Source organism: Cryobacterium sp. TMS1-13-1 (genome assembly GCF_004403125.1).
Taxonomy (GTDB): domain Bacteria; phylum Actinomycetota; class Actinomycetes; order Actinomycetales; family Microbacteriaceae; genus Cryobacterium; species Cryobacterium levicorallinum.
The window spans coordinates 181981-207395 of record NZ_SOGX01000006.1; the positions used below are offsets into that span (position 1 = coordinate 181981).

The following is a 25415-nucleotide window of genomic DNA, read 5'->3' on the forward strand; positions in this document are numbered from 1 at the left end:
TTCAGGCGACCGGTGCGAGGCCGGTGGTGTGGGCGGTGTATGCGACGATGAGGCCGATCACGATGGAGAAGCCGAGCCCCCATTCGCGTAGCCAGCCCAAGTTGAAGCGGCGTGCCAGGAACAGGCAGGCGCCCATCACCGCGGCCGAGGTGACAACGGTCAGGATGTGCACGGGGGTTTTGCCGAGCTCGCCGATGCCGAGGCTCGCGAACGCTCCGAGGAGCGCGGCAGCGGGGATGATGGCCATCAGGGTGGGGTTCACGCTGCGCAGCCGAGAGTCGCCGCGTTTAAGCAGCGGGGTCAACACCAGGGTGGCGATCATCCACATGGCGCCGGAGAGGCTCATCGCCATAAATGCGACGGCGAACACGCTCTGGGTGTAGCTCGCGTCGCCAAGGGCTGCTCCCATGGTACTGGCGGCAATACTGGCCGAAGCAGTCTCGGTGGCAGCCGACCCGACCAGACCGACGCGCACCAGCACAGCCGGGGTTCCGAACAGGCTGAGCAGGGCCACACTGACGAGCACTACCGCCAGGGAGGGGCCAATTGCGGCCACGGCGCCGGCGCGGAACGAGGTTTTCAGTTCGGCCGAGCTGATGCCGGCCGCCGGCGCGGCGATCCGGGCCGCATGTATGTACACGACCGTTTGCAGGATGATGGCGGCGAACACGCCGACAGCCAAAATCCACAGGATTGGCAGGTTGGCAATGGCAAGGATGTCGGTTGAGTCAGGGTCACCGGGTAGGGACGTAATCATAAGTGCTCCAGTGCTGGAATGCGGGTGGGGCAGTGAGTGATGATAAGTTCGGCGCTAAGGAAATCCTTGTATTTTCAAGGAACGGCGTACGAGCAAGGATGGATTGTGCGGCTACTGGATCCCTTGGAGCGGCGGATTGCGGCCGCGCTGCAGTTCGACGGGCGCAGCTCTTGGAGCCAAATCGCCGTCGTGCTCGGCGAACCGGAGCGCACTGTCGCCCGCCGGGGCAGTGAACTGATCGAAGCCCGGCTGGTGCAGGTGGCCGGACTCCGCCCACAATCCACCTCGGTGATCATCCGCGTTCAGACCGCGCCGGGCACCACGCGCGCGACCGCGAACGCACTGGCGCAGCGTCGCGATTCGACCTTCTCGTACACGATGACCGGCGGCGTGGACTGTGTCGTCGAAGTGCTGACCGAGGCCGAGCTGATGCCGGCACTGCTCACGGACGAGATCCCCGGTACGGTCGGTTTGGTGCGCGCAGTCAGCTACCCCGTGATGCGCTACTTCCGCACCATCCGCGGCTGGCAGCCTGACTTGCTGACGGAGGTCGAAGCTGATGCCCTGCGGGCCGGTGTAACGACGGACACGTGGAGTCTGCAGGAGCCGCAGCGGCTGAGCCGGGTCGACAACGAGATCGTGGAGGCGCTTTGCCGAGACGGGCGGGTGTCCTGCGAACGGTTGGCCCGCCTGACTGGGGTGTCCAACGCTACGGCCCGCCGCCGCACGGAATGGCTGCTGCAGAACAACCATGTTTACATTCGGGCGGTCGTTGAACCGGCGAGTGTCGGCCTTCCCGTCGAAGCGTTTTTGTGGATCCGCAGCGACCCGAAGAACGTCGAGGCGGTCGGGCGAGAGCTCGCGGCCTCGCCGCTGGTGAGGTACGCAGCCGCGGTCGCCGGCGACTACCAGATCGTAGCGAATGTCACGGCGAAGGACCAAGCTGCCCTCTATGCCTGCGTGACGTCCGCGCCTTGGGTTGCTCACACCAAATCGATTGATGTCAGTCTGCTGCTCGAGGCTTTCAAACGAGGCGGACGAGTGCTGCAGCCCGCGCGAATTTGAACGTCGACGACGCATCTCAGCTACCTATGTCGCGCAGATCGGGAGCCTGCCACGCATAGCGGGTGGCCTGTTCGAAGCTGTACCCCACCTGCAGCAGCTCGACATCCTGCCCGTGGTCCATGACCAGCTGTAATCCGACCGGCAGACCGGACTCGCTGAAGCCCGCTGGCACGCAAAGCGCGGGAAGCCCGGTCGCAGAAACGACGCAGGCGGAACGCATCCACTCAAGGTAGTTCTCAAACGGCACGCCGTCGATCTCGGTCGGATACCGCAGGGCGGCATCGAAGGGAAGCAGCTGGGCGGCCGGACTCGCGAAAACGTCGTAGCGGGCGAAGAAGATACGAGTCTTTTGCGCTAACCGGGTGCGGGCCAGCGCGGCCGAGACGACGTCGGCTCCGTTCAGAGCAAGGCCGCGCTCCACATTCCAGCGCACCTCGGGTTTAATCTTGTCGCCGTGCCGGGCCACAAGATCGCCGTAGGACAAGGCAAAGTCGAACGCGCGCACTGTGCTGAACACCTCATCGGCGTCACGCAGATCAGGGGCCGCCTGCTCCACTGTCGCACCGAGGTCTTCGAACACCTGCAGCTGCTGATGCAGCACGCGCAGCACCTCTTTCTGCACCGGAATTCCCAGACCGAAATCGTCGGACCAGCCGATGACGAGCCCTGTGAGATCGCGCTGCAGCGGCTCAAGAAACCGGCGTGCCGGCACCGGGTTGAAATACGGTGTAGCGGCGTCTGGTCCCGCAATCACCGACATAGCCAGGGCAATATCGGTCACTTCCCGGGCCAAGGGACCGCTGCGAGAGAGCCAGCTCCAGGCGTTACGGCTCGGCTGCAGGGGGACCACGCCGAGCGACGGCCGGAATCCCACCACGTTGCAAAAAGAGGCGGGAATGCGCAGCGAGCCGCCCATGTCGCTGCCGTCGCTAATGGCCTGGATGCGTGCGGCCAGAGCTGCGGCGGCCCCTCCGCTACTGCCGCCCGCGCTGAGAGAGGGGTCATACGGGTTGGTGGTCGTTCCGAAGACCTCGTTGAAGGTGTGCGACCCGGCCGCGAACTCCGGCACGTTGGATTTACCGGTGGTGACGACACCGGCGGCCTTGAACCGCTCGATGATCAGATCGTCGTGATCGGGCACGTGGTCAGCGAACACTGGTGACCCGAAGGTCGTGCGCAGGCCGGCGGTGGAATGCGTGTCCTTATGCGTGATCGGAACGCCGTGCAGTGGAGGCAGATCGTCGCCGCTCAGGGTGCGGGTGTCGGCGGCCACCGCAAGGTCGCGGGCCGCTTCACGATCTTGGGTGACGATGGCGTTGATGCGAGGGTTCACCCGGTCGATCTGGGCGAGGTGCGCGTCGAGGGCTTCGTTGGCCGAGATCTCGCGTCGGCGAATGGCTAGAGCGAGCGCGGATGCTGACAACTCGGTGATCTGGTCGCTCACGGTTCATCTCCTGCTTGGGCGGTAGACCGGATGTCTCCGGTGGGTAGAAGTCTCGTGGTCGGCAGGCGCGACAGTGAGCGGAGGCCCGTGAAAACGTCCGTTTGAATGGTTATAGCCACGATTTTGGCCGATTTCGTCTTGGAGGGGCGGCTTGTGAAAAAAGTGAAATATGCGGCGGTTGCGGTCATTTTCACTGGATGCAGGTGGCTAGCCGGGTTCGTAGGGCACCAAAGAAACCCTGACAGTAGGGACCTTTGGGAATGACGTATCGCTCAGAGTCGCATTCATCGCCTTGGTGCCTGCACGGTGTCGAGAAACCACACAGCGGGACGTGACCCGAATCCTCGAACCTAAGGGCAGTCTGGCCGCTCCGTGCAGCGGCCAGACGAGATAGCCAAAATTCACTGGTCGCTGCTCACGGTCAGCCGCGGTCCGGCCTGCCTCGCGCATCTGTTCGTAAAGGCGTGGGCGCCGTGAGGACACTCCGTCTTTGAGAGCCTGAGCCAACCCCTAAAGTCATTCGAGCGATGTTGGCATATCTGATGGCCAGCTCTTCGGGCGAAAGCTCACCGTCATGGCGGTACCACTGCGCAATACCGGTACACATAGTCACGATGGCTCGGCTGGTGTCTTTGGGGTGCTCAGCGTCAAAGATCCCCTCCCGCATACCCTGATTGATGATGTTGTCCACCATCTGCTGCTGCTTATCGCGGGATTTGATGTGCGCCGTTCGCGACTCGCCTTCCAGACTTCGGATCTCACTAGCAGCGATGAAGGCGAGCTCACTGCGGTGAGCGTGAAAGAGCGCCAGACATTCGATCAGCAGGCGAAACTGTTCCTCCACTGAGGAACCTGCCTCCGCTATAGCGTCTTCGCTCCTGACCAATAAATCCTCCATCGCAAACTGTACGATCGCCACCAGCAGCGCCTGCTTGGAGGCGTAGTGGTGATATAGGCCCGGTACGGAGAGCTTGGCCCGAGCGGCCACAGTGCGAATTGTCGTGCCGTGATAGCCGTGCTCCACAAAACTATCCAAAGCGGCTTGGAGCAGGGGTGGCAGAATATTTTCAGAATATTTGCGCCACACGCACGCATCCCCGACTCTTTTCGCAGTCTCAACTTTCACGAATACTCCTTCACCTGTAAACGCCTGCTTGCTATTGTCTGCCTTGACAGATGATGGCGTCTACTCCAGACTAACTCCTACCGAGCGATCGCTCGGTAGGAGTTAGTAAGTCAATTTCGGCGAAGATGCCGGAGGGGGGCGGCTGTCGTGACTCGTTCAACTGTGACCAACCGTTGTGAGATCGGCTCTTCGGTAGAGAGTCGTTTTGGGATCAACGCCGTAGAGGATTCTCAGACCGCACCAGACGTTCTTAGCATGGATGTACGTGCAGAGATGCGGTACGAGTCCACCGTAGAGGCGTGGAAGGCCCGCGTCGCCGCCAATCCGGATCGCGTCGCAATTCGCTATTTCGATGGCAGGATGACTGCCGCCGAAGTCGACCGTGCCTCCGACGCTCTCGCTATCGCGCTCAAGGCCCGCGGCACAATTCGCGGTGCCCGGGTAGGTATCTACCTCCAGAACACGCCCCATTATGCGCTCGCCCTGCTGGCCCTCTGGAAATTGGGGGCGACGGCACTATTGCTGAACCCCATGTACAAACGTAGAGAGCTGCGCCGTCTCGTTGACGACTCGGGTGCCATCGGTGTTATTTGTGCCGATACGGCTGTGTCGGAAACTCGTCAAACGCTTGCCGGAGGCACCGCTTGCTGGCTCATCAGTACCTCTGCACGTGACTTTCAGACGCGGAACGATCCGCGCAGCTGTGACATGACAACACGCCCGGCAGCTTCGGCTGACGGGGACGTCGCGGCTCTGATTCGCGAATTCGACGGCTTGCGACCCCCTGACATTGAGCTGAACCGCGACGACGTGGCGCTCTTGACCTATACCTCTGGAACGACCGGGCCGCCTAAGGGCGCCATGAACACCCACGAAAACGTCCTGGCCGTCGCCACGACGTTTGGCCGCTTTGCACGGCTGGCCCCCGGTGACGTCGTCATGGCCGTGGCCCCACTATTTCATATCACTGGCGCCGTAATTAACGCTGCGATCTCGCTGTTCACCGACACAACCTTGGTTTTTACGGGCCGCTTTGACCCCAATGTCGTGTTGGAGGCCTTCGCCGAACATAGGGTCAGCTTTACCATCGGCTCGATTACTGTGTTCAACGCGATTTTGGCGCTTCCGCATGCCAGCGCCAGCCATTTTGCCGCCGTCAAGACTCTGTATTCCGGCGGGGCGCCAATCCCGCCGGCCACCGTGGAACGCTTCAAAAAACGCTTCGGCGTCTACATCCACAATGCCTATGGATTAACCGAAAGCACGTCCGGTGTAATTGCCGTCCCGCCCTGTGCCGAGGCGCCGGTCGACGCCTCCAGCGGCACTCTTTCCATCGGCATTCCGCTACCACACGTTGTAGCCAGAGTCATCGACCAGAACGGTCAACCCGTTCCGCCGGGTACCCAGGGCGAGCTGGAATTATCTGGACCCCAAATTATCCCGGGTTACTGGAATAATCCGGACGCTACCACCCACGCAATGCCCGGAGGCAGGTTTCGCACCGGCGACGTGGCCATCATCGACACCCAAGGCTGGGTTTATCTGGTCGACCGGCTTAAAGACCAGATCAACGTCTCCGGGTATAAGGTCTGGCCCCGCGAGGTCGAGGACACGCTATACGAACATCCCGCAGTCCATGAGGCCGCTGTGATCGGCCAGTCGGATGAGTACCGCGGCGAAACCGTCGTCGCTTTCGTGTCCCTGAAATCAGGTGCATCGGCCACTCCAGCAGAACTCATCGCATTCACCAAAGAGCGCCTCGCAGCTTACAAGTACCCCCGCATCGTGCACATCATCGACGACCTACCCAAGACACAGACCGGAAAAATTCGCCGCCAGGCGCTCCGTGATGAAAACACGGCAGCCCAGGGCGTACCGTCCCAGAAGGACAAATTATGAGCGAGCACCCCGTCCAAGCGCACCGCCTTGAGGGCAAGACGGCCATCGTCACGGGTGCCAGTCGCGGTATCGGACTGGCCATCGCCTTGCGGCTGGTGGCGGAGGGCGCCCAGGTCTGTATCACCGCCCGTAACGCCGAGGCGTTAGACGATGCGGCCGCCCAGTTCCCGAAAGGATCCGTGATCGCGCTTGCCGGCAAAGCCCACGATCCGGACCACCGCCTCGAGGTTCTCAATGCCGTCGCCGAAACCTTCGGCCAGCTGGACATCCTCGTCAACAATGCGGGCATCAACCCCGTCTACGGATCGGTGATGGATCTAGATCTGTCCGCCGCGCGCAAAATTACCGAGGTGAACGTCTTCGGTACCCTGGCCTGGATTCAGGATGCCTACCACCACGCTGCCCTGGATTTCGCCGGCCGCGGCGGCACCGTGATTAACGTGTCTTCGGTCACCGGGCAGACACCGGCACCCGGCATCGGTTTCTATGGCGTGACCAAGGCGGCCATCGCGCATCTGACCCGCACTCTCGCCGTCGAAATGGGGCCGAAGATACGAGTGAACGCGGTTGCACCGGCGGTTGTCAAGACGCAATTCGCCCAGGCCCTGTACGAAGGTAAGGAGGCAGAAGTCGCCGCGAGATATCCTCTGGGCCGTCTCGGCAATCCAGAGGATGTCGCCGCCACCGTTGCTTTTCTCGCGTCCTCAGATTCGGCCTGGATCACCGGTCAGGTCATCAACCTTGACGGCGGCCTGCTTGCGGCCGGCGGCACCGCTTAACATCCCCACTCATCGGCCCCCACCCGCGAAAGGAAATAGAACAATGAGCACCGAGTCACTGCCCGTCGACATCGAAGATTTGCGAATCCGCACCCGCGAATTCATCCGCAGCACGGTCATTCCCGCCGAGCCGAGGCCGGGCGAGCGCCTGGGCCAGGCCACCCGGGACCGGCTACAAGCGGCGGCGAAGGCCGCCAATGTCTTTGCCCCGCACGTCCCTAAGGAATTCGGCGGCCAGGGCGTCCCCATTCAGCACTGGTCCGCAATCTTTCAAGAGGCCGGATATTCCCCGATCGGCCCGTCCGCGCTCAACTGCATGGCGCCGGACGAAGGCAATATGCACATGCTAAATCTGATCGCTACGGAGGCGCAGAAACAGCGATACCTTGTACCCCTGGCCGCCGGCACGTCGCGGTCCTGCTTCGGAATGACCGAGCCGCACCCTGGTGCCGGTTCAGATCCGGCCGCCCTGCTCACCGTGGCGACAAAGGTCGACGGTGGATGGTCCATTAATGGTCACAAACGATTCACAAGCGGCGCCGACGGCGCAGCCTTCTGCATCGTGATGGCCCGCACCGAGGCCGTCGGAGACGCCCCGACCGGTGCCACCATGTTCCTGGTCGATCTCGACAACCAAGGCATCCGGCTCGGCGAAAGCATCCACACCATGGACCGTGCCATAGCTGGCGGTCATCCCCACATTTATCTCGATGACTGCTTTGTGGCGGATGACGCGGTACTGGGGGCCGTCGGACTCGGCTTCAGATATGCCCAAGTGCGCCTCGGCCCCGCCCGGCTCACGCACTGCATGCGCTGGCTTGGCCTGGCGCGGCGCTCGCTGGACATCGCCCTCGACCGGATCGAGCGCCGTGAGCTGTTCGGCTCTCCGATGAAGAACCTGGGCCTTGCCCAGGAATTGATTGCCCAATCGGTGATCGATATTGAAACCTCTGACGCCATCATCACTAAGACCGCCGCGCTGCTCGACACGGATCCACGGGCCGGATCCGCGATGTCCTCCATTGCCAAGGTGCACTGCTCGGAAGCGATCTTCCGGGTGGTCGACCGCGCCATCCAGCTCTGCGGTGGCGACGGCGTTTCCGACGCGCTTCCCTTGGCCGCGTACCTGAACGAGGTTCGTCCGTTTCGAATTTACGACGGCGCTAACGAGACCCATAAATGGGCCATCTCCCGGCGCGCCTCGGCGATGCGGAAGCGGGCCGTCGATGCGGGCGAGCCGTACCTGGCCGATGTGCACGGCTTTACTACGGACCGTGGTAATTTGCACGCCGCTAATCTCAACACCGAGCTGGCAGGAATCCACTGATGCGAACCGCTCCCGACGGCGTCGAAGTCGTCACCAGCCGCGCCGATGCGACGCGGCTGGGCTCGCCGCCGCTTCTCATTCTCGACGCCGTCGAAGAGTTCATGGATGCCAAGGGGCTCGGTGCCGGACCGCTGTCCTGGAGCCGGATTGGCGATGGGCAGTCCAATGTCACTTATCGTCTCCAGCGTGGCGGCCAGGTGTTTGTGTTGCGCCGCGGCCCGCGTCCGCCCCTGCCGCGATCCACCCATGACATGGTCCGTGAGGCCCGGATCCAACAGCTGGTCAGAAAGCAAGGAGTGCCGGTTCCGGAAATCCTCGCCGTCTGCGACGACGAGTCGGTTCTCGGTGTTCCCTTTTACATTATGTCCTTCCTGGGCGGCACCATCATCACCGATCGAATCCCCGGGTACCTCGGCACCATGGTGCAGCGCGAGGCGACCAGCGCCGCCGTTGTCGACGCCCTGGTGCAGCTCCACCAGGTGGATGTTTCCGCCGGCGAACTGGCCGCGTTCGGGCGCCCGGAAGGCTACCTGAAGCGGCAGGTTCAGCGCTTTTCCGCCCTGTGGGAGGTGAACACCACCCGGAATCTGCCCGAGGTCGCCAGCATCGGCGGCTGGCTGGAGCGCAATATTCCCACCAGTCAGGCCGCCACCGTGATCCACGGTGACTTCCGGGTCGGCAACCTGATGTTCGAGCCCTCGTCCCCGGCACGCGTGATGGCCATCCTGGACTGGGAAATGGCCACGGTGGGTGACCCGCTGGCGGATCTTGGCTATCTCACGGCAACGTATTCGGAACCCGGCAGTTTTCTGACACCGCTCGAGTTGACCAGTGTGACCCGCGAACCCGGGTATCTCACCCGCGATCAGCTCATTGCGCGGTACCGCGAGCGGATGCACGTGGATCTGGATGCGCTGCCCTGGTACCAGACGCTGGCACTGTGGAAGGCATCCATCTTCTGCGAAGCCATTTACACCCGCTGGCTCAAGGGTGAACGACCGGGCGATACCGGCTTCGGTCCCTCGCTGGAAGCAGGCATTCCGAGGTTGCTGGACGGAGCCCGGCAGTTTGCCGGCGCCGGCTCTACCGTCGCGTTCTGAACCCATTCACGCCAAGCACATTCACGTCATAGAAGCGAGATCGCAGTGTCAGAGCAGAAAATAGTCATCGTCGACGGAGCCAGAACGCCCGTTGGGAAATACGGCGGGGCCCTGGCGGCCGTACCGGCACACGAGCTGGGGGCCATTGCCGCAGTCGCGGCAATTGAGCGGAGCGGCATTACCACGGACGACATCGACGAGGTCATCATGGGCTGCGTCGGCCAGGCCGGTGCGGATGCCTACAACGCCCGCCGCGTCGCTCTGGCAGCCGGCGTGCCCGAGCGTACCCCCGCCTTTACCGTGAATAGGCTCTGCGGCAGCGGTCTGCAGGCCATCTGGTCGGCTGCGCAGCAGCTGCGCTGGGGCGGAGCCGAGTTCATCCTGGCCGGCGGCGATGAATCGATGTCTCGGATGCCCTTCCTGGATTACAACGCCCGCGGCAATGCCCGGCTGGGGGACCGCACCCAAGTCGACGGCACACTGGCCATGCTCACCGACCCGTTCAGCGAAAAACACATGGGTGTCACGGCCGAAAACGTGGCAAAAAAATACGGGGTGTCTCGTCGGGAGCAGGATGAGTTTGCCTGGGAGAGCCAACGCAGAGCGGGCACCGCGGAAGCTCAGGCGGCTTTTCTAGAGGAAATCACGCCGGTTCTGGTGCCCGGGAAGCAGCCAGTGACGGTGACCGTCGATGAGGCACCGCGCCCGGACACCACCCTCGAGACCCTTCAGGGGCTGCGCCCGGCGTTCCAGACGGGGGGCAGCGTGACCGCTGGCAACTCATCGGGAATCAACGATGGCGGCGCGGCCGTGATTCTGACGAAGGAGAGAACGGCCCGCGATCGCGGACTCGGCGGCCTGGCCACCCTGGAATACGTCGCGACGGCGGGAATCGATCCGGCGCTGATGGGCTACGCGCCCGCCCTGGCGCTGCGGAAACTTTTTGACGAAACAGGGCTCAGCCCGGCAGACATTGGGATCGTCGAGCTCAACGAAGCCTTTGCCGCCCAGTCCGTCGCCGTCATCCGCGACCTGAAGCTTGATCCGGAGAAAACCAACCCCTACGGCGGGGCCATCGCCCTGGGCCACCCGATTGGAGCGACCGGCGCCATCCTCACCATTCGTGCCGCCCGGCATTTGCAGCGCAGCGGCACGGAATATGGCATCGTCACGCTGTGCATCGGCGGAGGCCAGGCACTGGCCGCTCTGATCAGGAGGTACGACGTATGAATACCGGAATAGTGAGCGTTGAAACGGTCGGTGTTGTCGGCTCGGGTGCCATGGGCCGCGGAATCGCCGAAAGCTGCCTCCGCGCGGGCAGGACAGTGCTGCTGCACGATACTTCAACGGATGCGCTGCGGGCTGCCCGAACGCACATTGAGGCGGCGCTACAACGTTCGGTCGACAAGCATCAGAGCAGCGGTCAGGACACCGAGTCCTGGTTGTCCGCACTGCACACGGTGGAGGACCTGTCACAATTCGCGGTGTGTGACCTGGCCATCGAGGCCGTGCCGGAAATCCTCGAGATTAAGCTTTCCGTGCTGGGACGGCTGGAGAAATGCGTTCCTGTCGAGACCATCATTGCCACCAACACTTCCTCGATTCCCATTACCAAACTCGCCGGAGCCCTGACCCGGAGGGGTAGGTTCCTTGGGCTGCATTTCTTCAATCCAGTTCCCAGGATGAACCTCGTGGAGGTCATCCCGACCGTCCTGACCGACCCCCACACCGTGACGGCCGTCGAACATTTTGTGCGCGCGAGCCTGCACAAAACACCGCTGACCATTGATGACAGACCGGGTTTCGCGGTCAACGGGCTCTTGATCCCCTACCTGCTCTCGGCGGCTCGCATGCTGGACGCCGGCTATGCCTCCGCGAAAGACATTGACGACGGTATGAAACTCGGTTGTGGGCATCCCATCGGGCCGCTGGAGCTGTCGGATTTCATTGGTCTTGACGTGGTCTGCGACGTGGCCGACTCCATTTATGCCGAGTCCAGAGACCCGGCCACCATCGTTCCGAACAACCTACGTCGACTGGTCGAGGCCGGACAGCTCGGACGAAAGACCGGGGCCGGATTCTACCCGCACGACAAAGTGTCCGACCTGCGACCCATCGACATCCTGCTTGGGGCGCACTGACGTGAATACCTTAAGGCAAAGGAGCCTTTTCTGATGACCCAGATCGACGAGACCAACAACGATACGGCCAGACCAACCAGCGGCGTGACCGAACGGTCGAAGCGGCGGGATCTAATCGCCAGCACTCTCGGCAACGTTCTCGAATGGTATGAGTGGAGCGCCTACGCGGTCTTTGCGCCGTTCATCGCCGCTGCCATGTTCAATCCCGACGATCCCATCTCCGGACTCCTCTCGACCCTGGGAGTATTCGCCGTCGGCTTCCTGATGCGACCACTCGGCGGCATCGTCTTCGGCATGGTCGCCGACCGGCGCGGGCGCAAATTCGTCCTGGTCACCACAATGCTCATGATGGCTGGCGGAAGTCTGGCCATGGCTCTGATGCCGACGTATCAGAATGCCGGCGCCTGGGCGTCACTCCTGCTGCTCATGGTCAGGGTCATCCAGGGGTTTGCTCACGGCGGAGAAACCGCGACCGCCTATACCTACGTGGCGGAAATTGCGCCTCGGCGGCATCGCGGACTCTGGGGCAGTGCCGTGTTCATCGCCATCTTCGGCGGATCTGTACTCGCCTACGGTGTCGCCGGCGGTGTGACCAGTATTATGCCCGACGACAGTGTGGCCGCGTGGGGATGGCGCATCCCGTTCATCCTCGGTGCTTTCCTCGCCCTGGCTGCTCTCTATATGCGACGCAACATGGGCGAAAGTGAAGTCTTCGACGAGCACACGGCCGGCACCGAAAAGCCGGCACCGCTCCCAAAGGCCCAGGTTACGCGCGCAATCGTGCTGATGATCGCCATGACCTCCGGGGTGACAGCCGCTCACTACACCTGGACCTCGTACGCCTCCACCTACGCGATCACCCAGAAAGGCATGGACTCGGGCACCGCCTTCTGGATGACCCTGCTGGCCCAGTTGATCGCTCTGGCAACCCTGCCGCTCTGGGGATGGATTTCCGACCGAGTCGGACGGCGCCCGATGATGCTGATCTTCGCCGTTCTTATGATCGCGCTGTCCGTCCCCCTGACCGCCATGATTGGTTCTGCGGGGTGGACGCTCCTGCTCGCCTCGGCGATCGCCCTGGTGATCGTCGCTATCCCCGGCGCTTTGCTCTCGGCGATCCTCTCCGAGAATTTTCCGACCAGAATCCGCACCAGGGCCATCGGATTCGCCTATTCCATTTCGGTGGCCGTGTTCGGCGGCACCGCCCCCTATCTAAACGCTCTCTTCAACTCCCTAGATATTGGCTGGCTGTCCAGTGTCTATATCGTCATTCTCTGCGCGTGTACCGGTGTGGCCTGTTTCATCATGAAGGAAACCAAGGGCATCGATTTAAAGGACGCCTAAAATGGGCGGTCGGCGGCGCGGCGCAGTGTCCCACCGTCGACACTTTCTCTAACGGCCACAGTAATTTCCCGCCCCGAGAAGATCGATTTTCGGCTCATTTATTTAGCCGTGAACGACGCCGGTTACTTTATTTCGAAGTCACGTCTTTCGCGCCACTTCGCATCAGCTTTTCACATTTATCCTGGCTGAATGCCCACTATTAACCCACCTAAATCAACCGTGGCCGACCCAACCTGAACGCGTACACTCAGATCAAGCGAACCGCCCGGTTCCCTGCAAATTCAAGGGAATCCGCGAGTTTCGAAGACATTCGGTCGAGTTCAGAATCGCCTCCGATTCTGCAAGGGGTCGCAGGTTCGAATCCTGTCAGCCCGACCAAAGGGCCGTTCGTAAAACGGCCCGGTCGGAACAAAAAGAAATCGCTCCTGAGGATTCTCAGGAGCGATCTCTTTTATGAGGGGATGCTGCGCGATCGTCCGCCAGTTATTTGAGGCGGTGGGCTGCCGGGCCGGTGATTCTGGGTCAGACACGCCTCACTTGCCGGCGAGAGAATGAAAAATGTAGCCTCCATTGTCGTCCTTTGTCAGCGCCGCAACTCCAACGACCAGCCGCTGTGCCCAGTTACACTCCGCCGGATTAGTGGTGGTTCTGGGGAACGTCACAGCGGTCGCACTGACCGCCGTGACGTTCCGATATGAGATGGGACGATTCCACGCACTGTTCCCGCCAGCCGCTCTCGCGGGCCTAGATCAGCCAGGGAACGCTGCGTCGTAGACCGCGCGAAGCTCGGCACTGTCGGCCCCGGTCACGCCGCATCCCGTGATCGTTCCATCGACTGCGCCGACGAGGTAGCTCTGGCCGACCGCGAAGGGCACACCCGAGAAGTCGGAGGTCATCGCGTCGACCTGCGCCACCTCCACGCGATCGGCGACCTCGCCGACAAAGCGCTCCGTGACCTCCAGCACAACGGTGTTGCCCTGGATCTGCAGCACCGTCGCGGCGAACGCCTGCTCCTGCGCCGCGACGGTCGCCGGCTCGAGCACGAGGCAGCTACCGCTCGCGAGACCTCCACCCATTGGAGGCTGCAGCGCCTCGATGGTGGGTTCCGGACTACCGAGAACGAGGGGCACGACGATAGCGGCGGCGATGGCGAGGCCCGCGGCGACGCCGGCCACCGGCATCCACCGCCGGAACGCGCGTCGCGGCGTCTCGGGGGTGACAGCCGGGGTGGTAACGGACTGGTCGGTCATGATCTGCTCCATTCTGTGGTCGAGCCACGTCGGCGAGGCAGGGGGCAGCGCGCGGGCCGGATCGGCGGCGCGCAGCTGATCGCGCAGCGCACGGTCATCGTCGTGCATCTTCGCTCCCTTCGTCGTAAGGTACATGTCCGGTCGGGTGGCCCGATTTCAGTAGCTCCTGCTTGCGGCGCGCCTTCGCGCGGTGCAGCCGGATCGCCGCTGCGTTCGCGCTGACGCCGAGCACAACGGCAATCTGCGGGCTCGTCAACTCGTCCCACGCCCACAGCCGCAGGATCTCGGCATCGTCTCGACGCAGGCCGGCGAGGGCTGCGGTCACGCGGGCTGCCACGGCAGTGCCTTCATCGACGGTGGATGCTGCCGGGTTCTCGTCCGCAACGGCCGGCGGCGGGTCGATCGCGATGATGCGGCCGATGAGACGGGTGCGGCGACGCTCGGCGCGTTGGGCGTTGCTGAGGCACTGTCGAGCGACGACGATCGCCCAAGGGAGGGCATCGTCGGGCACCTCGTCAAGGCGGCGCCAGCACACGAGCAGCGTGTCGCCGATCACATCGTCGGCCGTCGCGGCGTCGGTGCGGCGGTGCAGGTAGCGGCGCACAGGGTCGCCGACGAGCGCGACGAGGTTGCGCATCCGCTTTTCGCGCTGGGTGTCGGTCACAACTCTCATACTGAGGCATGTCCGGCAGAGGCGCGAGGATTTCATGCGAGGCAATCTCGCACCGTTTCACCCCGTCGGTTCCCGGCCTGGGCCACATCTATGCCCCTCTACGTGGGCCTTGCGGCCGGGAAAGGCCTGGATGCTCGATGCGGTGTCGACGGCCGCATCATCGAGAATCTGCTGCCACCGCTCAATGACAATCCGTGCACAGCGAGGTGATTATTGGCGGTTCATGAGGGCGTGCAGGGCTGCGCTGCGGTCATCCGAATACCCGCGAAGCGGTGCGTGCTGATTTCTGCGAACTGGAGAAAAATCGCGCGCCGTGCGGAGGAAAATCATTCCCCGATTCCCCCGCGATCCGCGCCCTGCTGGGTTTCCCGAACGGCCCACCAAAAGTCCCGGTAGACCGCAAGATTTACCGGGACTTTTCGGGCTCTTCTGACTCTTCCGTGGGTTAATTCCGGCAGGGAAGTGCCGGTTTGTGCCCGCCGAGGCTGAGCATGGCGAGGGCGATGCGGGTCATGAGACGGATCTTGGTGTTCATAGATTCGCGGCCATTGGAGAGGCAGATCGAGCTCAGCCGATGGGACAACTGACTGCGGCGCACCTACCGGCTACCGGCATCCATTGTGCCAATGGTGCTCTTTACTAGTTCGTCGGGGATTGTCTTCTGACCCCGCGTTGGCACAGAGACTGCCAACAGCGGGGAGGGCAGCTTCGGAGGCTTGTACAGCGGCGCAGTCTGGATAGTAGGGGACGTCGTGGCTGGCGCAATTTGGAGCGAACGCCAACGAACGCGACCGCATCCGACGGAGGCTTTCTCTCCGCGGCGACCCAGGTGAACCACACCGACCCCCGCTTGAGCGCGCTCGAGCCGGCCTCGGAAAGTTGACACAGTGTCGAAGGATGAAGCCCAGGACCGTGCGGCACTCTGCGCGCCCGCACGGCGCCTGGACCTCAGCCTTCACCGGACGTTCACAGCTAGTGCAGGACTCCGCAGGCAGCCGGGTCGGTTGCCTCGGCGGGGAGGGTGGGGTCCAGCTCGCTTACACCCTCGGGATCGCTGACGTTGTACGTTCCGTTGCCGTCGTGGTCGATTCCGTGGATCACGACAACACCTTCACCGTCACGGATGGCCTCGGCAATCTGCGCGGCGGTGCCGAGCCCTTCGGCTCCCGGGTAACCGGTTCCGGCCACGTCTGTAAATCTGATGTTGGTCCGGAGGTAGTTATAGGAGCCGTTTTTCGAGACGGGGAACCGCGAAACATCCAGAAAACTGGCCGGCGTAGTGTCTCCGCTGGTGTTGAGGGACACCACAACGGGTCCGTACGCCGGAACACCCTCGACGGTGTTCAGTCGTCCGTCGGCGTTGCTGTCCAACGCGAGCGTGGGACACTCATTCATGGCCTGTTCGCCGTAGTGGATGTGCTGTGCGTGGGGAGCATCGGGCGTCAAACCCCGCGCGCGAATTCCGATCGCCCGAATTGTCTCCCCGCGAACGACGGCGTACGCGCTACCCGACGCTCCGGAGTCGTTCAACTCCGTGAGGTGGGCAGTCAGCACCACGTTGCCGCGCACCGATTTCGGGACATGCGCTGACGCCGGCGCGGCGCCCAACGACAGGGCGATTAGCGCAGCTGCACTCGCGCCCAGCACCAGTTTAATGTTCTTCTTCACGTTTCACTCCTTTGTGACCTCGCCCATCGGGACGATCCCGAGGGTTAGATGAGACAACGTCAGTTCGTAGCTCTCGGCCAATTGGATTGGCATCACTCGCACGCACGCACGTCTGCGGCGAAGGGTATCCGCAAATCGAGATTCCTGACAGTGGTCGTTGCCGACTTTGTCCGCAGCTTACGAATGTCCTTTTCATCGTCATGGTGGTCTGGCGAACCGATCGATGAGACCGTCGTTGTGCGAGACCTGGTGGAATACAGTTCTGAAAGATTGGACTTCTGCTCGCCTGATCGTCTTCCACTGCCGAAATCGCTGGGGCGGACGACGGGATGCGCAGCCGCATCATACGACCGGCACCCCGGACATTGACGGCCGTCAGCCGGCTTCTTCGCACGCGCTCAAGGTGCTCCTGCATAAAATACTGAACCAGCGTTGCGACGGGCGCACGCGGTATCCCCAATAAGCTCTCGCGCTATCTCCACTTCAGCGAGCGCTCCGCCCTGAGCACACATGGCGTCGTTACTGGTCAGGGCCACGTCGAATTCTCCCTGCGGAAGGAGTGCCCGTTCGAGTGGATCATGCAGGTGATAGTGCGCGGCCAGCCCTGAATAGTCATTCAGCGCGGTGTTATGCAAGGAATGATCGTGGTGCCACACAGCGCGAGCCGGTCGAAAATTGGGGCAACGACAGTCCTAACGAAAGCCCGGATTAGTCACGTCACTCGCATAGCCATCAAATTGTGGAAGGGATGCCGAACCGTGGAAGTGGGTGGATGTGTCAAGCAGATCCCCGCCAATGCGACACTCCGGGAACGCATGGCGCGGAATCTGAAGACGAAGAAGGCCGTACTGCTTCCTCGTAGGTGGTGTGCAGGTCATTGTCATCTCCCGCTGGCATTCAGGATTCACAGCGTGCCGTGGGGTATTCTGCGAGGGAAGACATTGGCAGTTCAATCTTGGCTGTAGGTAAAGAAGTAGGTGAAATGACACTGGATCGCGCGGCACAACGGTTCTTTGCACCCGTCTCTTTGTCGCCTTTCGTCGCCTTGCTCGCTCTCGCCGCGCTGCTTTTCGCCGTTTTCGCCATTCATTCCGAGGCCACCGGGCATGCCATGCATACGCCGCCCGCTGCTTCATCGACTGTGTCTGAGCAACAATCTTCGGTGATGGGAATGGGTGCTGTCATGGCTGCTCCCGTCGTTGCTGCGATCTCGTCCGGGAGCCTGGACGGGATGCTCGATTGCGCCCTGCTCGCGATGACTTGTGTTCTGCTCCTCACGCTCGTCGCCCTGGTGTTCCTGACTCGGCTTCCGGCCACCTATCGGCGCCTGCTCGACGCCGGCAGCATCCTCCTGAACTCCTGGCGCACCATCGACCTACCGGTTCAGCGACCCAGCCTCACTCTTCTCTCCATCTGTCGCGTTTAGACCGTGATGTAGTTCCGAGCCAGCACGTGGCTTCGGAGCTTGGCCGTGCTTGCGGCCACTCGGTTTCTACTGCCTACAACGAATGGATGAACAATGTTTAAACCACGAACTTTTCTGTATGCTGCTGTGGCCCTCGCGACCACTCTCACCCTCAGCTCATGCGCTGGTGGCAATCCCGCCACCGATTCAGCAGCCCCCTCCGCCAGCCAAACCACAGCGGCGTTCAATTCCGCCGACGTGACCTTTGCGCAGATGATGATCCCCCATCACGAGCAGGCCGTTCAAATGAGCGATGACCTCCTTGCCAAGGACGGTATTGATGAAAGCGTGATCGACCTCGCTACGGAGATCAAGGCCGCTCAGGAACCGGAGATCACGCAGCTGAAAGACTGGTTGACGGCATGGGGCGAGGATGAAAACGGCATGTCGGGCATGGGCGGCGGCTCTGACGGGATGATGTCCGACGACGACATGATGGCGCTGCAGGATACCTCTGGGGTAGAGGCCAGCACCCTGTTCCTGGAACAAATGACGGTGCATCATGAGGGTGCTGTCGCGATGGCGCAGCTCGAAATTGATGATGGGGAGAATGCGGATGCGCAGGCGATGGCCGCCAACATCGTCAAGACGCAGACGGCCGAAATCGACGAGATGGCCGCGCTCCTCGCCTCGCTCTAGAGCGGCACGTCCGGCGGGTCCTTCTCTGGAGGACCCGCCGGTGGAACCCACCGTTCGTTTTCTGAATGACCTGCAAGGACACAAGTATGCATTGCCGTCAAATTCTTTCTCTGCTGCGCGTCGCGGGGGCGGTACTACGTGGATAACACCGGTCACGTCGCCACAGCGCCCCGCCTTCCCGGCGCCATTCCACCAATGTCACGACGCGATTTGCGCGCCATGGAGAGCATGCTGCGCACGGGTCGCTCGGACCCCTCGAAAACTGCGCCAGCGGCGAAAGTTGTACCCCGTTCGATCTCGCTGCGCCAGCGAGCTGCGGCCGGAAGCGCCATGGCGATGATCGCGCTCTTCGCAATAAGCACGTCCCTGCCCGCGCTGGCGGTCAACACAGAATCACAGCAAGCCGCTGCTGCGAGCGCCGCCCCGGCGGACGAGCTACAAAGCCTCAGCGCAGAAGGGACGGCATCCGTTCTCATTGAACGCGACGGATACACCATCACGGAAGCACCCGAACCGGCCTCGTACACCGAAGTCGCCAGCAATGGGAAATGGGCCAGCTTAAGTCCGGGCCAGCTCAGCGACCAAGGCTGGGCTCTACCAGTTCTGGGCCGAATATCGAGCCCCTTCGGTTCTCGCCCGAACAAACCCGTTGATGGTGTCGGCGACTTCCACAACGGAACCGACATAGCCGCACCCTGCGGCCAGCCCGTCTTCGCGGCCACCGGAGGCAAAGTTGTCACCTCGGGCTATCAGGGTTCCTATGGCAACTGGATTCTCATCGACCACGGCAACGGCGTCGAGACGGGATATGCCCACAACAGTCAGCTCCTCGTCGACGCCGGTCAACTGGTCGTGGCCGGTGAAATCATCGCCGTAGTGGGATCAACAGGTGCATCCAGCGGCTGCCACGTGCACTTCGAAACCCGCGTCGACGGTGAACGCATCGACGCGGAAATATTCATGAGCACCCGAGGGGTGTCACTTGACTAGGCGCGGGGCTGGCGCTCGGTTCGCTCTCGTAGCAGTAACGGTTCTGTTGCTCCTCGGGATCGCGGTGCCGGCCGGCGCAGCCGAGTACCCGAGCTGGTCCGATGTGGAAACCGCGCGCTCGTCCGAAGCTGGTAAACAAGCGCAGGTCACGGAGTTGACCGGGCTGATCGCAGGCCTCACCGCCGAAGTGGATGCTGCGCGTGCCGAAGCATCTCGTCGCGCGGCCACCTACGAGGCCGCGCAAAACGCATTCGACGATGCGACCTTGCGAGCAACGAATTTGCGGGACCAGGCCGACGCGGCTTCGGCCGCCGCCGCCATTTCGGGCGAACAGGCCGGCCGGCTGGCGGCCATGCTCGCTCGGTCGGGAAACAGCGACCTGTCGTTGTCGCTGTTTTTAGACGGGCCTAGCGCCAGCGACCTTTTGAATCAGCTTGGCTCCATGAGCAAGCTGACCGAGCGGATGAGCGTGGTCTATGAGTCCGCCGCCGCTGATGCAAACTCCGCCAGATCGCTCACGGATCAGGCCCAGGTCGCACAGCAGACGCTCGGCGCGCTAGCCGAGACGGCTGAAACCGCGTTGGCCGACGCGATGGCCGCGAGCATCCGGGTGGAGACGGCACTGGCCGACCAGCAGGAAATTGCCGCAACCCTACAGGCGCAGCTAGCAGTTCTGACCGAGGATCGCGCAGCGACGGAAGCCGACTACGCTGCGGGCGAAGAAATCCGACGGGCAGCCGAAGCTGCCGCCGCGAAAGCGCGCGCGGCCCAGGCTGCTGCGGCCGCCGCTTCGGCGGCCGCCGCCGCGAGCAGGCCTGCGGGCGGCAGCAGCACGCCCAACGGACAGGGCTGGACCTTGCCCGTGTCAGGCTGGATTAGCTCAGCGTATGGGGCTCGACCCAATAAACCGGTGGCGGGAGTCGGTGCGTTCCACTATGGAACCGACATAGCCGCGGGCTGCGGGCAGAACGTGTCGGCAGCATCAGCTGGAACAGTCAGCTACGCCGGCTGGCTGGGCTCCTACGGCAACTGGGTCCTCATCGACCACGGTGACGGTACCCAAACCGGTTACGCGCACAACAGCTCTCTGCTCGTGAGCACCGGGCAACAGGTTTCCGCAGGCGCCACCATCGCTCTCGTGGGAACGACGGGTGCGTCCAGCGGCTGTCACGTGCACTTTGAAACACGCGTCAATGGTGCCCGCGTCAATCCACAACCCTTCATGAGCACTCGCGGAGTCACTCTTGGTTAAATTCGACCGATCACAATGCCGAATGCCGGCCCTATCGGTATCGCTCGTCGGCCTCATCATCCTTACGGGGTGTTCCGCCAATAATCTGGATTCGACGCCCAGCACCAACTCGACGGCGAACGCTGTCGAGCACGTGCATGGCCTCGGCGCCGATCCCCTGACCGGAGACACCTACGCGGCCACCCACCAGGGGGTGTGGCTCATCCCGACCGGCATGCTGCCCGACACTTATCTGGCCGGAGCGCCGCGAGCCGACACGACCCAGCCGATACAGATCGCCGGCCTTGCGCAGGACACGATGGGTTTCACCGTGGCCGCGCCCGGGCAGTTGTTGGCGTCTGGTCACCCAGATCCGAGCGAACCCAGCGACCTGGCGCTCCCCAACCTGGGGCTCATCTCCAGCACCGACGGCGCCTCGTCTTGGACGGTGCTATCGCTGGCGGGCAAGACTGATTTTCACGATCTGGATGCCGTCCCCCTCGACGACGGCACCCTGCGCGTCTACGGGTACGACGCGGGCGCCGGGAACATTTCGGTCAGTGACGACTCCGGCCTCACCTGGACAGCGGCAGCGAACCTTGCACTCCGCGACCTGAGCGCGGATCCGTCTCAGGCCGAACGGCTCTACGCCACGACCGCCGAAGGCGTCATGCTGAGCACCGACGTGGGTCGCACCTTCAGCGCGATGCCTGGCGCCCCCGTGCTGCTCCTGCTGGACACCGTCGACGCCAACGATGGCGGAGGATTGGTCGGTCTGGATCCCAGCGGCGCAGTTTGGCGCCTGGACGCCGAGACGTGGACGCAAACCGGAACGACCGGACGTGCCCCCGAAGCGTTCGCCGTCGTCGGCGGCTCCTCGCCCTGGATCCTCGTCGCAGACGTCACCGGCATCGCCGCCAGCGACGACTTCGGTAAGACCTGGACCGCGCTGGTATCGCTGTCCAGTTAGCATGCGCAGCACCATGCGCATTCGACGTTTTCAACGGACGAACCGTCTGCCACTGCCACATCCTCGACCATGAGGACGCCGGAATGATGGGCGTCATTCAAGCGCTGTGATCACCAGTGGGCGTCTTGCCGAAGGCGGGGGCCGAAACGGAGGTTGCTGCAATGTGTCGAAGGGCCCGCCACTGATCAGCGACGGACCCTCTTTGAGTCGGCTACTTCGCGAGGAACGCGAGCACGTGCCGGTTCCACTCGGCCTTGTGCGAAACGGTCACTCCGTGCGGAGGAACTCGTGCAGGAATGCCGGTCGATCTGCGCTCAGGCCGTCGTGGAACCACTCGGCCAGGGCGGCGTCGACACCGCCATCAGGGTTGTCCTCCGACTTCCATAGGTACGGGGTCACCGCGCTGGCGAAGACGAGTTTCGCCACGCGGTCGGTGCCGTAGGTACTGACGTAACGGGCGAGCTCGCCGCCGCCCATCGAGAATCCGATGAGGGTAACATCCCGCAGGTCCAGGGTATCGAGAACGGTCTTTAGGTCGGCGGCGAACGTGTCGTAGTCGTACCCGTTCCACGGCTGGGATGACTGGCCGAACCCGCGGCGGTCATAGGTGATCACCCGGTAGCCGGCGTCAACCAGTGCGGGCACCTGGCCCTCCCAGGATCTGCCGCTGAGGGGCCAGCCGTGAATCAGCATGACGGGTTTGCCGGCGCCGACGTCTTCGTAGTGCAGTTCGATGTCGGAATCGTTCGACGCAGGAACGGTGATGACAGGCATTTTTTCTCCATAAACTCGGAATGGTGCCTTGACCGTATTCGGGACGGCGGATCGGCGTAATCGCGTTTTGCTGGGAGAAAGCTGAGTCTTGCAAGACGTCACTCTGGCATGTACCGCCGGGGCAGCCCAGTGTCGCGGATCGGCGACGATCTGAAAGGTCGCGGAAACAGCATCCGTATTTTAAGAGCGGATGCCGAATTGCCGCGGCTCGCACCCACATCCCCCCACGGTATTCTGGACCTCATCGCCGGTGCCCTTCACATGGGCGCCCCCAACCAAGGAGAACCAAATGTCGGTCGGCCTGCTTGCCGTCGTCGATGACATACTCACCGCCGCACTCAAAGCGAGCGCGAAGTCTGCCGGTGTCGTCATCGACGACGCAGCCGTCACCCCGCAATATGTTCAGGGGCTGTCGCCGGCGCGCGAGCTGCACGTCGTCTGGCGCATCGCCCTCGGCAGTCTGTTCAACAAGTTCGTCATCATCCCGCTCGCGTTGCTCCTGTCCGCGTTCGCGCCCTGGGTGTTGCCCTGGCTGCTCATCCTCGGCGGCACTTACCTGTGTTTCGAGGGCGCGGAGAAAGTCACCGAATGGTTCGGCGCGCATCACGCCACCGACGAGACCGAATCACGGGATGAGCGCAAACTCATTTTCGGCGCCATTCGCACCGACCTCATCCTCAGCACCGAGATCATGCTGATCGCGCTGGCCAGCCTCGACCCCGATTTTGGCATCTGGATGACGCTCGGCGCCTTGGTGGTGATCGGCCTCGGCATGACCGTGCTCGTCTACGGCGCGGTCGCGCTCTTAGTCAAGATCGACGACATCGGCCTGTCACTGATGAAAAACCCCGCACGGCGGGTGCGACGCACCGGCGCGCGCATCGTGGCCTCCATGCCCGCTGCGTTCCGAATGATCGGAATCATCGGTACGGTCGCAATGCTGTGGGTTGGCGGCCATTTGGTGATCGTCAACCTCGCCGAGACTTTCTGGCACGGCCCCTATGACGTCTTGCACACCGTCACGCAGGCCATCGAATCTGCCGGCGCCATCGTCGTCTGGGTCACCGACACCGCGATGTCGGCCGTGTTCGGCCTGATCCTCGGCCTGATCATCGTCGGGATCGTGTTCAAAATATCGGGCATGCTCAAGCGAAACAGGACAGACGTCGTCGCGGAGGAACACCCAGCGCCGCGTGTCTAGTTGACGCGTCGACGTAGTTGCCTGCCTCACCTCAGAAACGGATGCCCGCCGGCGGCGGTCGTGGCCCCGCCGGCCCGGCAACGTCGTCCCCAAACTGGGCTGCCATGGCGTGAGGAATACCTCCCACACCACGCGGTTACACAAAATAATGACTATTTCACCCGAGCTCCACACCCGCACCGCCCTCGTCGTCGGAGCTTCCGGCATCACCGGATCCGCCGTCGTCGACCAGCTCTCCGCCCAGGGCTGGCAGGTTCTCGCCCTGGCCCGCCGCAGCGGCCGCGACCTACCCGGGGTGCGCTGGATCCAGGCGGACCTGCGCTCCGCCGCCGACCTGAAGCGCGCACTGGCCGACGAGAACCCCGAACAGGTCTTCTTCACCGCCTGGTCACGTCAGGACACCGAGGAACTCAACATCGAGGTGAACGCCGGCATGGTGCGGGACCTCCTCGCCGCACTCGCCCACGCGCCGGTGCGCCACGTCGCCCTCGTCACCGGGCTCAAGCACTACCTCGGCCCGTTCGAGGCCTACGGACAGGGCAATATGCCCGACACCCCCTTTCATGAAGACGAACCGCGCCTCAATGTGGCGAACTTCTACTACGCGCAGGAAGACGAGCTGTTCGCGGCATCCGCTCGCCAAGGGTTTACCTGGTCGGTGCACCGCTCGCACACCGTGATCGGCCATGCCGTCGGCAACCTCATGAACATGGGACTCACCCTCGCCGCGCAGGCGTCCCTGTGCAAGCACCTCAGCATTCCCTTTGTGTTCCCCGGCAGCGAGACCCAGTGGAACGGCGTCACCGACATGACCGACGCGACCATCCTCGCCGAGCAGATGGTGTGGGCCGCGACAACGGATGCCGGGGCAAACGAAGCATTCAATGTCGTCAACGGCGATGTCTTTCGCTGGCGCGCGATGTGGCCGAAGATCGCCGCCTACTTTGACGTCGATCCGGAAGGTTTCGTGAACGAGCCGCGTCCCCTCGAGGTGCAGATGGCCGGCATGGAGCCGGTCTGGGTCGACGTCGCCACCGCACACGGCCTCGTCGAGTCCGATCTGGGGCGCATCGCGTCCTGGTGGCACACCGACGCCGACCTCGGCCGCACCATCGAAGTGTTCACCGACATCACCAAGAGCCGCCTCGCAGGCTTCACCCCGCACCACCGCACGATCGACTCCTTCACGTCCCTATTCGACCGCTATCGTGCCGAGAAGCTCATACCTGGCTCCGCAGCCTGACCTCTCGCGGGGAATAGAATGCATCCGTTTGGGCGGTCACTTGCTTTGTGGTGCGGGTCGGGGACCGGCGGCGCGGAATTGGCGGTGCACTGGAGCGTGGGGCCGTGGAGCAGGCACGATCACTGGGGGCCCGCGTGCTCGAAGGCTACCCGGTGGATGTGACGACGAAGGCCACGGTGTCGGCGGCAGAGCTCTACCAAGGGTCACTCTCGCGGTTCGAGGCGGCCGGGTTCGAGGTGGTGTCGCGTTTGTCAGCGGGGCGCACAGTAGTGCGGCTTGCCTGCGGTGATCGGGCGGGACCAGGACCGGGTCCGCCGCGGCGCGGCGCC

Annotated in this window: 22 protein-coding genes and 2 pseudogenes; 16 read left to right on the top strand and 8 right to left on the bottom strand. The window is 63.0% G+C overall.

From position 1 onward, the window contains the following. Position 1 precedes the first annotated feature (1 nt). Positions 2-757, bottom strand: coding sequence for a DUF5058 family protein (locus E3T31_RS05500; protein ID WP_134467838.1), 756 nt, complete (start codon positions 755-757; stop codon positions 2-4). Between the two features lie 39 nt (positions 758-796). Here E3T31_RS05500 and E3T31_RS05505 point away from each other — a divergent pair, with 39 nt between their 5' ends. After that, complete coding sequence (locus E3T31_RS05505; protein ID WP_370304309.1) at positions 797-1822, top strand: Lrp/AsnC family transcriptional regulator; 1026 nt, start codon at positions 797-799, stop codon at positions 1820-1822. Positions 1823-1838: 16 nt separating this feature from the next. Here E3T31_RS05505 and E3T31_RS05510 read toward each other — a convergent pair whose 3' ends face one another. Continuing rightward, positions 1839-3266 (bottom strand): amidase, encoded by a 1428-nt coding sequence (locus tag E3T31_RS05510; RefSeq protein ID WP_134347047.1) that lies wholly within the window; start codon positions 3264-3266, stop codon positions 1839-1841. Between the two features lie 421 nt (positions 3267-3687). Further along, the gene (locus tag E3T31_RS05515) at positions 3688-4392 is read right to left on the bottom strand and encodes a TetR/AcrR family transcriptional regulator (protein ID WP_241977671.1); all 705 of its coding nucleotides are present in this window, start codon (positions 4390-4392) and stop codon (positions 3688-3690) included. Positions 4393-4647: 255 nt separating this feature from the next. Between E3T31_RS05515 and E3T31_RS05520 the strand changes: the two genes are divergently transcribed. From E3T31_RS05520 to E3T31_RS05550, 7 genes are read left to right on the top strand one after another with little or no spacing between them, the layout of a single operon-like run. Further along, positions 4648-6291, top strand: coding sequence for a class I adenylate-forming enzyme family protein (locus tag E3T31_RS05520; protein WP_134467839.1), 1644 nt, complete (start codon positions 4648-4650; stop codon positions 6289-6291). Continuing rightward, the gene (locus E3T31_RS05525; RefSeq protein ID WP_134467840.1) at positions 6288-7070 is read left to right on the top strand and encodes an SDR family oxidoreductase; all 783 of its coding nucleotides are present in this window, start codon (positions 6288-6290) and stop codon (positions 7068-7070) included. The genes E3T31_RS05520 and E3T31_RS05525 overlap by 4 nt, the downstream gene beginning before the upstream one ends. A 43-nt stretch (positions 7071-7113) precedes the next feature. Beyond that, on the top strand, positions 7114-8397 hold the full coding sequence (locus E3T31_RS05530; RefSeq protein ID WP_134467841.1) for an acyl-CoA dehydrogenase family protein: 1284 nt from the start codon (positions 7114-7116) through the stop codon (positions 8395-8397). Beyond that, the gene (locus tag E3T31_RS05535) at positions 8397-9497 is read left to right on the top strand and encodes a phosphotransferase family protein (protein WP_198416980.1); all 1101 of its coding nucleotides are present in this window, start codon (positions 8397-8399) and stop codon (positions 9495-9497) included. Before E3T31_RS05530 ends, E3T31_RS05535 begins: the two co-directional genes overlap by 1 nt. Before the next feature lie 45 nt (positions 9498-9542). Then, positions 9543-10727, top strand: a complete 1185-nt coding sequence (locus E3T31_RS05540) for a thiolase family protein (protein WP_134467843.1) — start codon at positions 9543-9545, stop codon at positions 10725-10727. Beyond that, positions 10724-11638, top strand: a complete 915-nt coding sequence (locus E3T31_RS05545) for a 3-hydroxyacyl-CoA dehydrogenase family protein (protein WP_134467844.1) — start codon at positions 10724-10726, stop codon at positions 11636-11638. The genes E3T31_RS05540 and E3T31_RS05545 overlap by 4 nt, the downstream gene beginning before the upstream one ends. Positions 11639-11671: 33 nt before the next feature. Then, a complete protein-coding gene (locus E3T31_RS05550; RefSeq protein WP_134467845.1) occupies positions 11672-12982 on the top strand; it encodes an MFS transporter in 1311 nt (436 codons plus the stop codon). Positions 12983-13731: 749 nt separating this feature from the next. Here E3T31_RS05550 and E3T31_RS05555 read toward each other — a convergent pair. The 4 genes and pseudogenes from E3T31_RS05555 to E3T31_RS05565 all read right to left on the bottom strand — a co-directional run bounded on the left by E3T31_RS05555 (position 13732) and on the right by E3T31_RS05565 (position 16573). Then, complete coding sequence (locus tag E3T31_RS05555; RefSeq protein WP_134467846.1) at positions 13732-14340, bottom strand: hypothetical protein; 609 nt, start codon at positions 14338-14340, stop codon at positions 13732-13734. Beyond that, positions 14327-14896, bottom strand: coding sequence for an RNA polymerase sigma factor (locus E3T31_RS05560; RefSeq protein WP_134467889.1), 570 nt, complete (start codon positions 14894-14896; stop codon positions 14327-14329). The genes E3T31_RS05555 and E3T31_RS05560 overlap by 14 nt, the downstream gene beginning before the upstream one ends. Before the next feature lie 454 nt (positions 14897-15350). Continuing rightward, a pseudogene (locus tag E3T31_RS18640) lies at positions 15351-15503 on the bottom strand (ISL3 family transposase); the annotation flags it as partial. A 374-nt stretch (positions 15504-15877) separates the two neighbouring features. Further along, complete coding sequence (locus tag E3T31_RS05565; protein ID WP_134467847.1) at positions 15878-16573, bottom strand: hypothetical protein; 696 nt, start codon at positions 16571-16573, stop codon at positions 15878-15880. 982 nt (positions 16574-17555) lie between these two features. Between E3T31_RS05565 and E3T31_RS05570 the strand changes: the two genes are divergently transcribed. From E3T31_RS05570 to E3T31_RS05595, 6 genes and pseudogenes are all read left to right on the top strand, one after another. Further along, complete coding sequence (locus E3T31_RS05570) at positions 17556-17999, top strand: hypothetical protein (protein ID WP_134467848.1); 444 nt, start codon at positions 17556-17558, stop codon at positions 17997-17999. 93 nt (positions 18000-18092) lie between these two features. Further along, positions 18093-18677, top strand: a complete 585-nt coding sequence (locus E3T31_RS05575) for a DUF305 domain-containing protein (RefSeq protein WP_134467849.1) — start codon at positions 18093-18095, stop codon at positions 18675-18677. 330 nt (positions 18678-19007) lie between these two features. Continuing rightward, a complete protein-coding gene (locus tag E3T31_RS05580) occupies positions 19008-19667 on the top strand; it encodes a M23 family metallopeptidase (RefSeq protein ID WP_166788394.1) in 660 nt (219 codons plus the stop codon). Continuing rightward, positions 19660-20919, top strand: coding sequence for a M23 family metallopeptidase (locus tag E3T31_RS05585; protein WP_134467851.1), 1260 nt, complete (start codon positions 19660-19662; stop codon positions 20917-20919). The genes E3T31_RS05580 and E3T31_RS05585 overlap by 8 nt, the downstream gene beginning before the upstream one ends. Before the next feature lie 22 nt (positions 20920-20941). Further along, complete coding sequence (locus E3T31_RS05590; RefSeq protein ID WP_134467852.1) at positions 20942-21868, top strand: exo-alpha-sialidase; 927 nt, start codon at positions 20942-20944, stop codon at positions 21866-21868. Between the two features lie 17 nt (positions 21869-21885). After that, positions 21886-21978 (top strand): annotated as a pseudogene (locus E3T31_RS05595) (multicopper oxidase domain-containing protein); the annotation flags it as partial. Between the two features lie 157 nt (positions 21979-22135). On the opposite strand, the gene E3T31_RS05600 reads toward E3T31_RS05595, so the two are convergent. Continuing rightward, positions 22136-22642, bottom strand: a complete 507-nt coding sequence (locus E3T31_RS05600; protein WP_134467853.1) for an alpha/beta fold hydrolase — start codon at positions 22640-22642, stop codon at positions 22136-22138. Between the two features lie 289 nt (positions 22643-22931). Here E3T31_RS05600 and E3T31_RS05605 point away from each other — a divergent pair, with 289 nt between their 5' ends. Together E3T31_RS05605 and E3T31_RS05610 are read left to right on the top strand one after the other, a co-directional pair. Next, positions 22932-23843: a DUF808 domain-containing protein gene (locus tag E3T31_RS05605; protein WP_134467854.1), complete on the top strand. Its 912-nt coding sequence runs from the start codon at positions 22932-22934 to the stop codon at positions 23841-23843. Between the two features lie 148 nt (positions 23844-23991). Then, positions 23992-25086, top strand: coding sequence for an SDR family oxidoreductase (locus E3T31_RS05610; RefSeq protein WP_134467855.1), 1095 nt, complete (start codon positions 23992-23994; stop codon positions 25084-25086). Positions 25087-25415 lie beyond the last annotated feature (329 nt).

Excerpts from the sequence above, each read along its gene's own strand:
- E3T31_RS05550 (WP_134467845.1), top strand. The coding sequence starts at position 11,672 with ATGACCCAGATCGACGAGACCAACAACGATACGGCCAGACCAACCAGC.
- E3T31_RS05530 (WP_134467841.1), top strand. The coding sequence starts at position 7,114 with ATGAGCACCGAGTCACTGCCCGTCGACATCGAAGATTTGCGAATCCGC.
- E3T31_RS05525 (WP_134467840.1), top strand. The coding sequence starts at position 6,288 with ATGAGCGAGCACCCCGTCCAAGCGCACCGCCTTGAGGGCAAGACGGCC.
- E3T31_RS05500 (WP_134467838.1), bottom strand. The coding sequence starts at position 757 with ATGATTACGTCCCTACCCGGTGACCCTGACTCAACCGACATCCTTGCC.
- E3T31_RS05575 (WP_134467849.1), top strand. The coding sequence starts at position 18,093 with ATGTTTAAACCACGAACTTTTCTGTATGCTGCTGTGGCCCTCGCGACC.
- E3T31_RS05535 (WP_198416980.1), top strand. The coding sequence starts at position 8,397 with ATGCGAACCGCTCCCGACGGCGTCGAAGTCGTCACCAGCCGCGCCGAT.
- E3T31_RS05605 (WP_134467854.1), top strand. The coding sequence starts at position 22,932 with ATGTCGGTCGGCCTGCTTGCCGTCGTCGATGACATACTCACCGCCGCA.
- E3T31_RS05545 (WP_134467844.1), top strand. The coding sequence starts at position 10,724 with ATGAATACCGGAATAGTGAGCGTTGAAACGGTCGGTGTTGTCGGCTCG.
- E3T31_RS05520 (WP_134467839.1), top strand. The coding sequence starts at position 4,648 with ATGGATGTACGTGCAGAGATGCGGTACGAGTCCACCGTAGAGGCGTGG.
- E3T31_RS05505 (WP_370304309.1), top strand. The coding sequence starts at position 797 with ATGATAAGTTCGGCGCTAAGGAAATCCTTGTATTTTCAAGGAACGGCG.
- E3T31_RS05555 (WP_134467846.1), bottom strand. The coding sequence starts at position 14,340 with ATGCACGACGATGACCGTGCGCTGCGCGATCAGCTGCGCGCCGCCGAT.
- E3T31_RS05580 (WP_166788394.1), top strand. The coding sequence starts at position 19,008 with ATGGCGATGATCGCGCTCTTCGCAATAAGCACGTCCCTGCCCGCGCTG.
- E3T31_RS05590 (WP_134467852.1), top strand. The coding sequence starts at position 20,942 with ATGCCGGCCCTATCGGTATCGCTCGTCGGCCTCATCATCCTTACGGGG.
- E3T31_RS05600 (WP_134467853.1), bottom strand. The coding sequence starts at position 22,642 with ATGCCTGTCATCACCGTTCCTGCGTCGAACGATTCCGACATCGAACTG.
- E3T31_RS05610 (WP_134467855.1), top strand. The coding sequence starts at position 23,992 with ATGACTATTTCACCCGAGCTCCACACCCGCACCGCCCTCGTCGTCGGA.
- E3T31_RS05570 (WP_134467848.1), top strand. The coding sequence starts at position 17,556 with ATGACACTGGATCGCGCGGCACAACGGTTCTTTGCACCCGTCTCTTTG.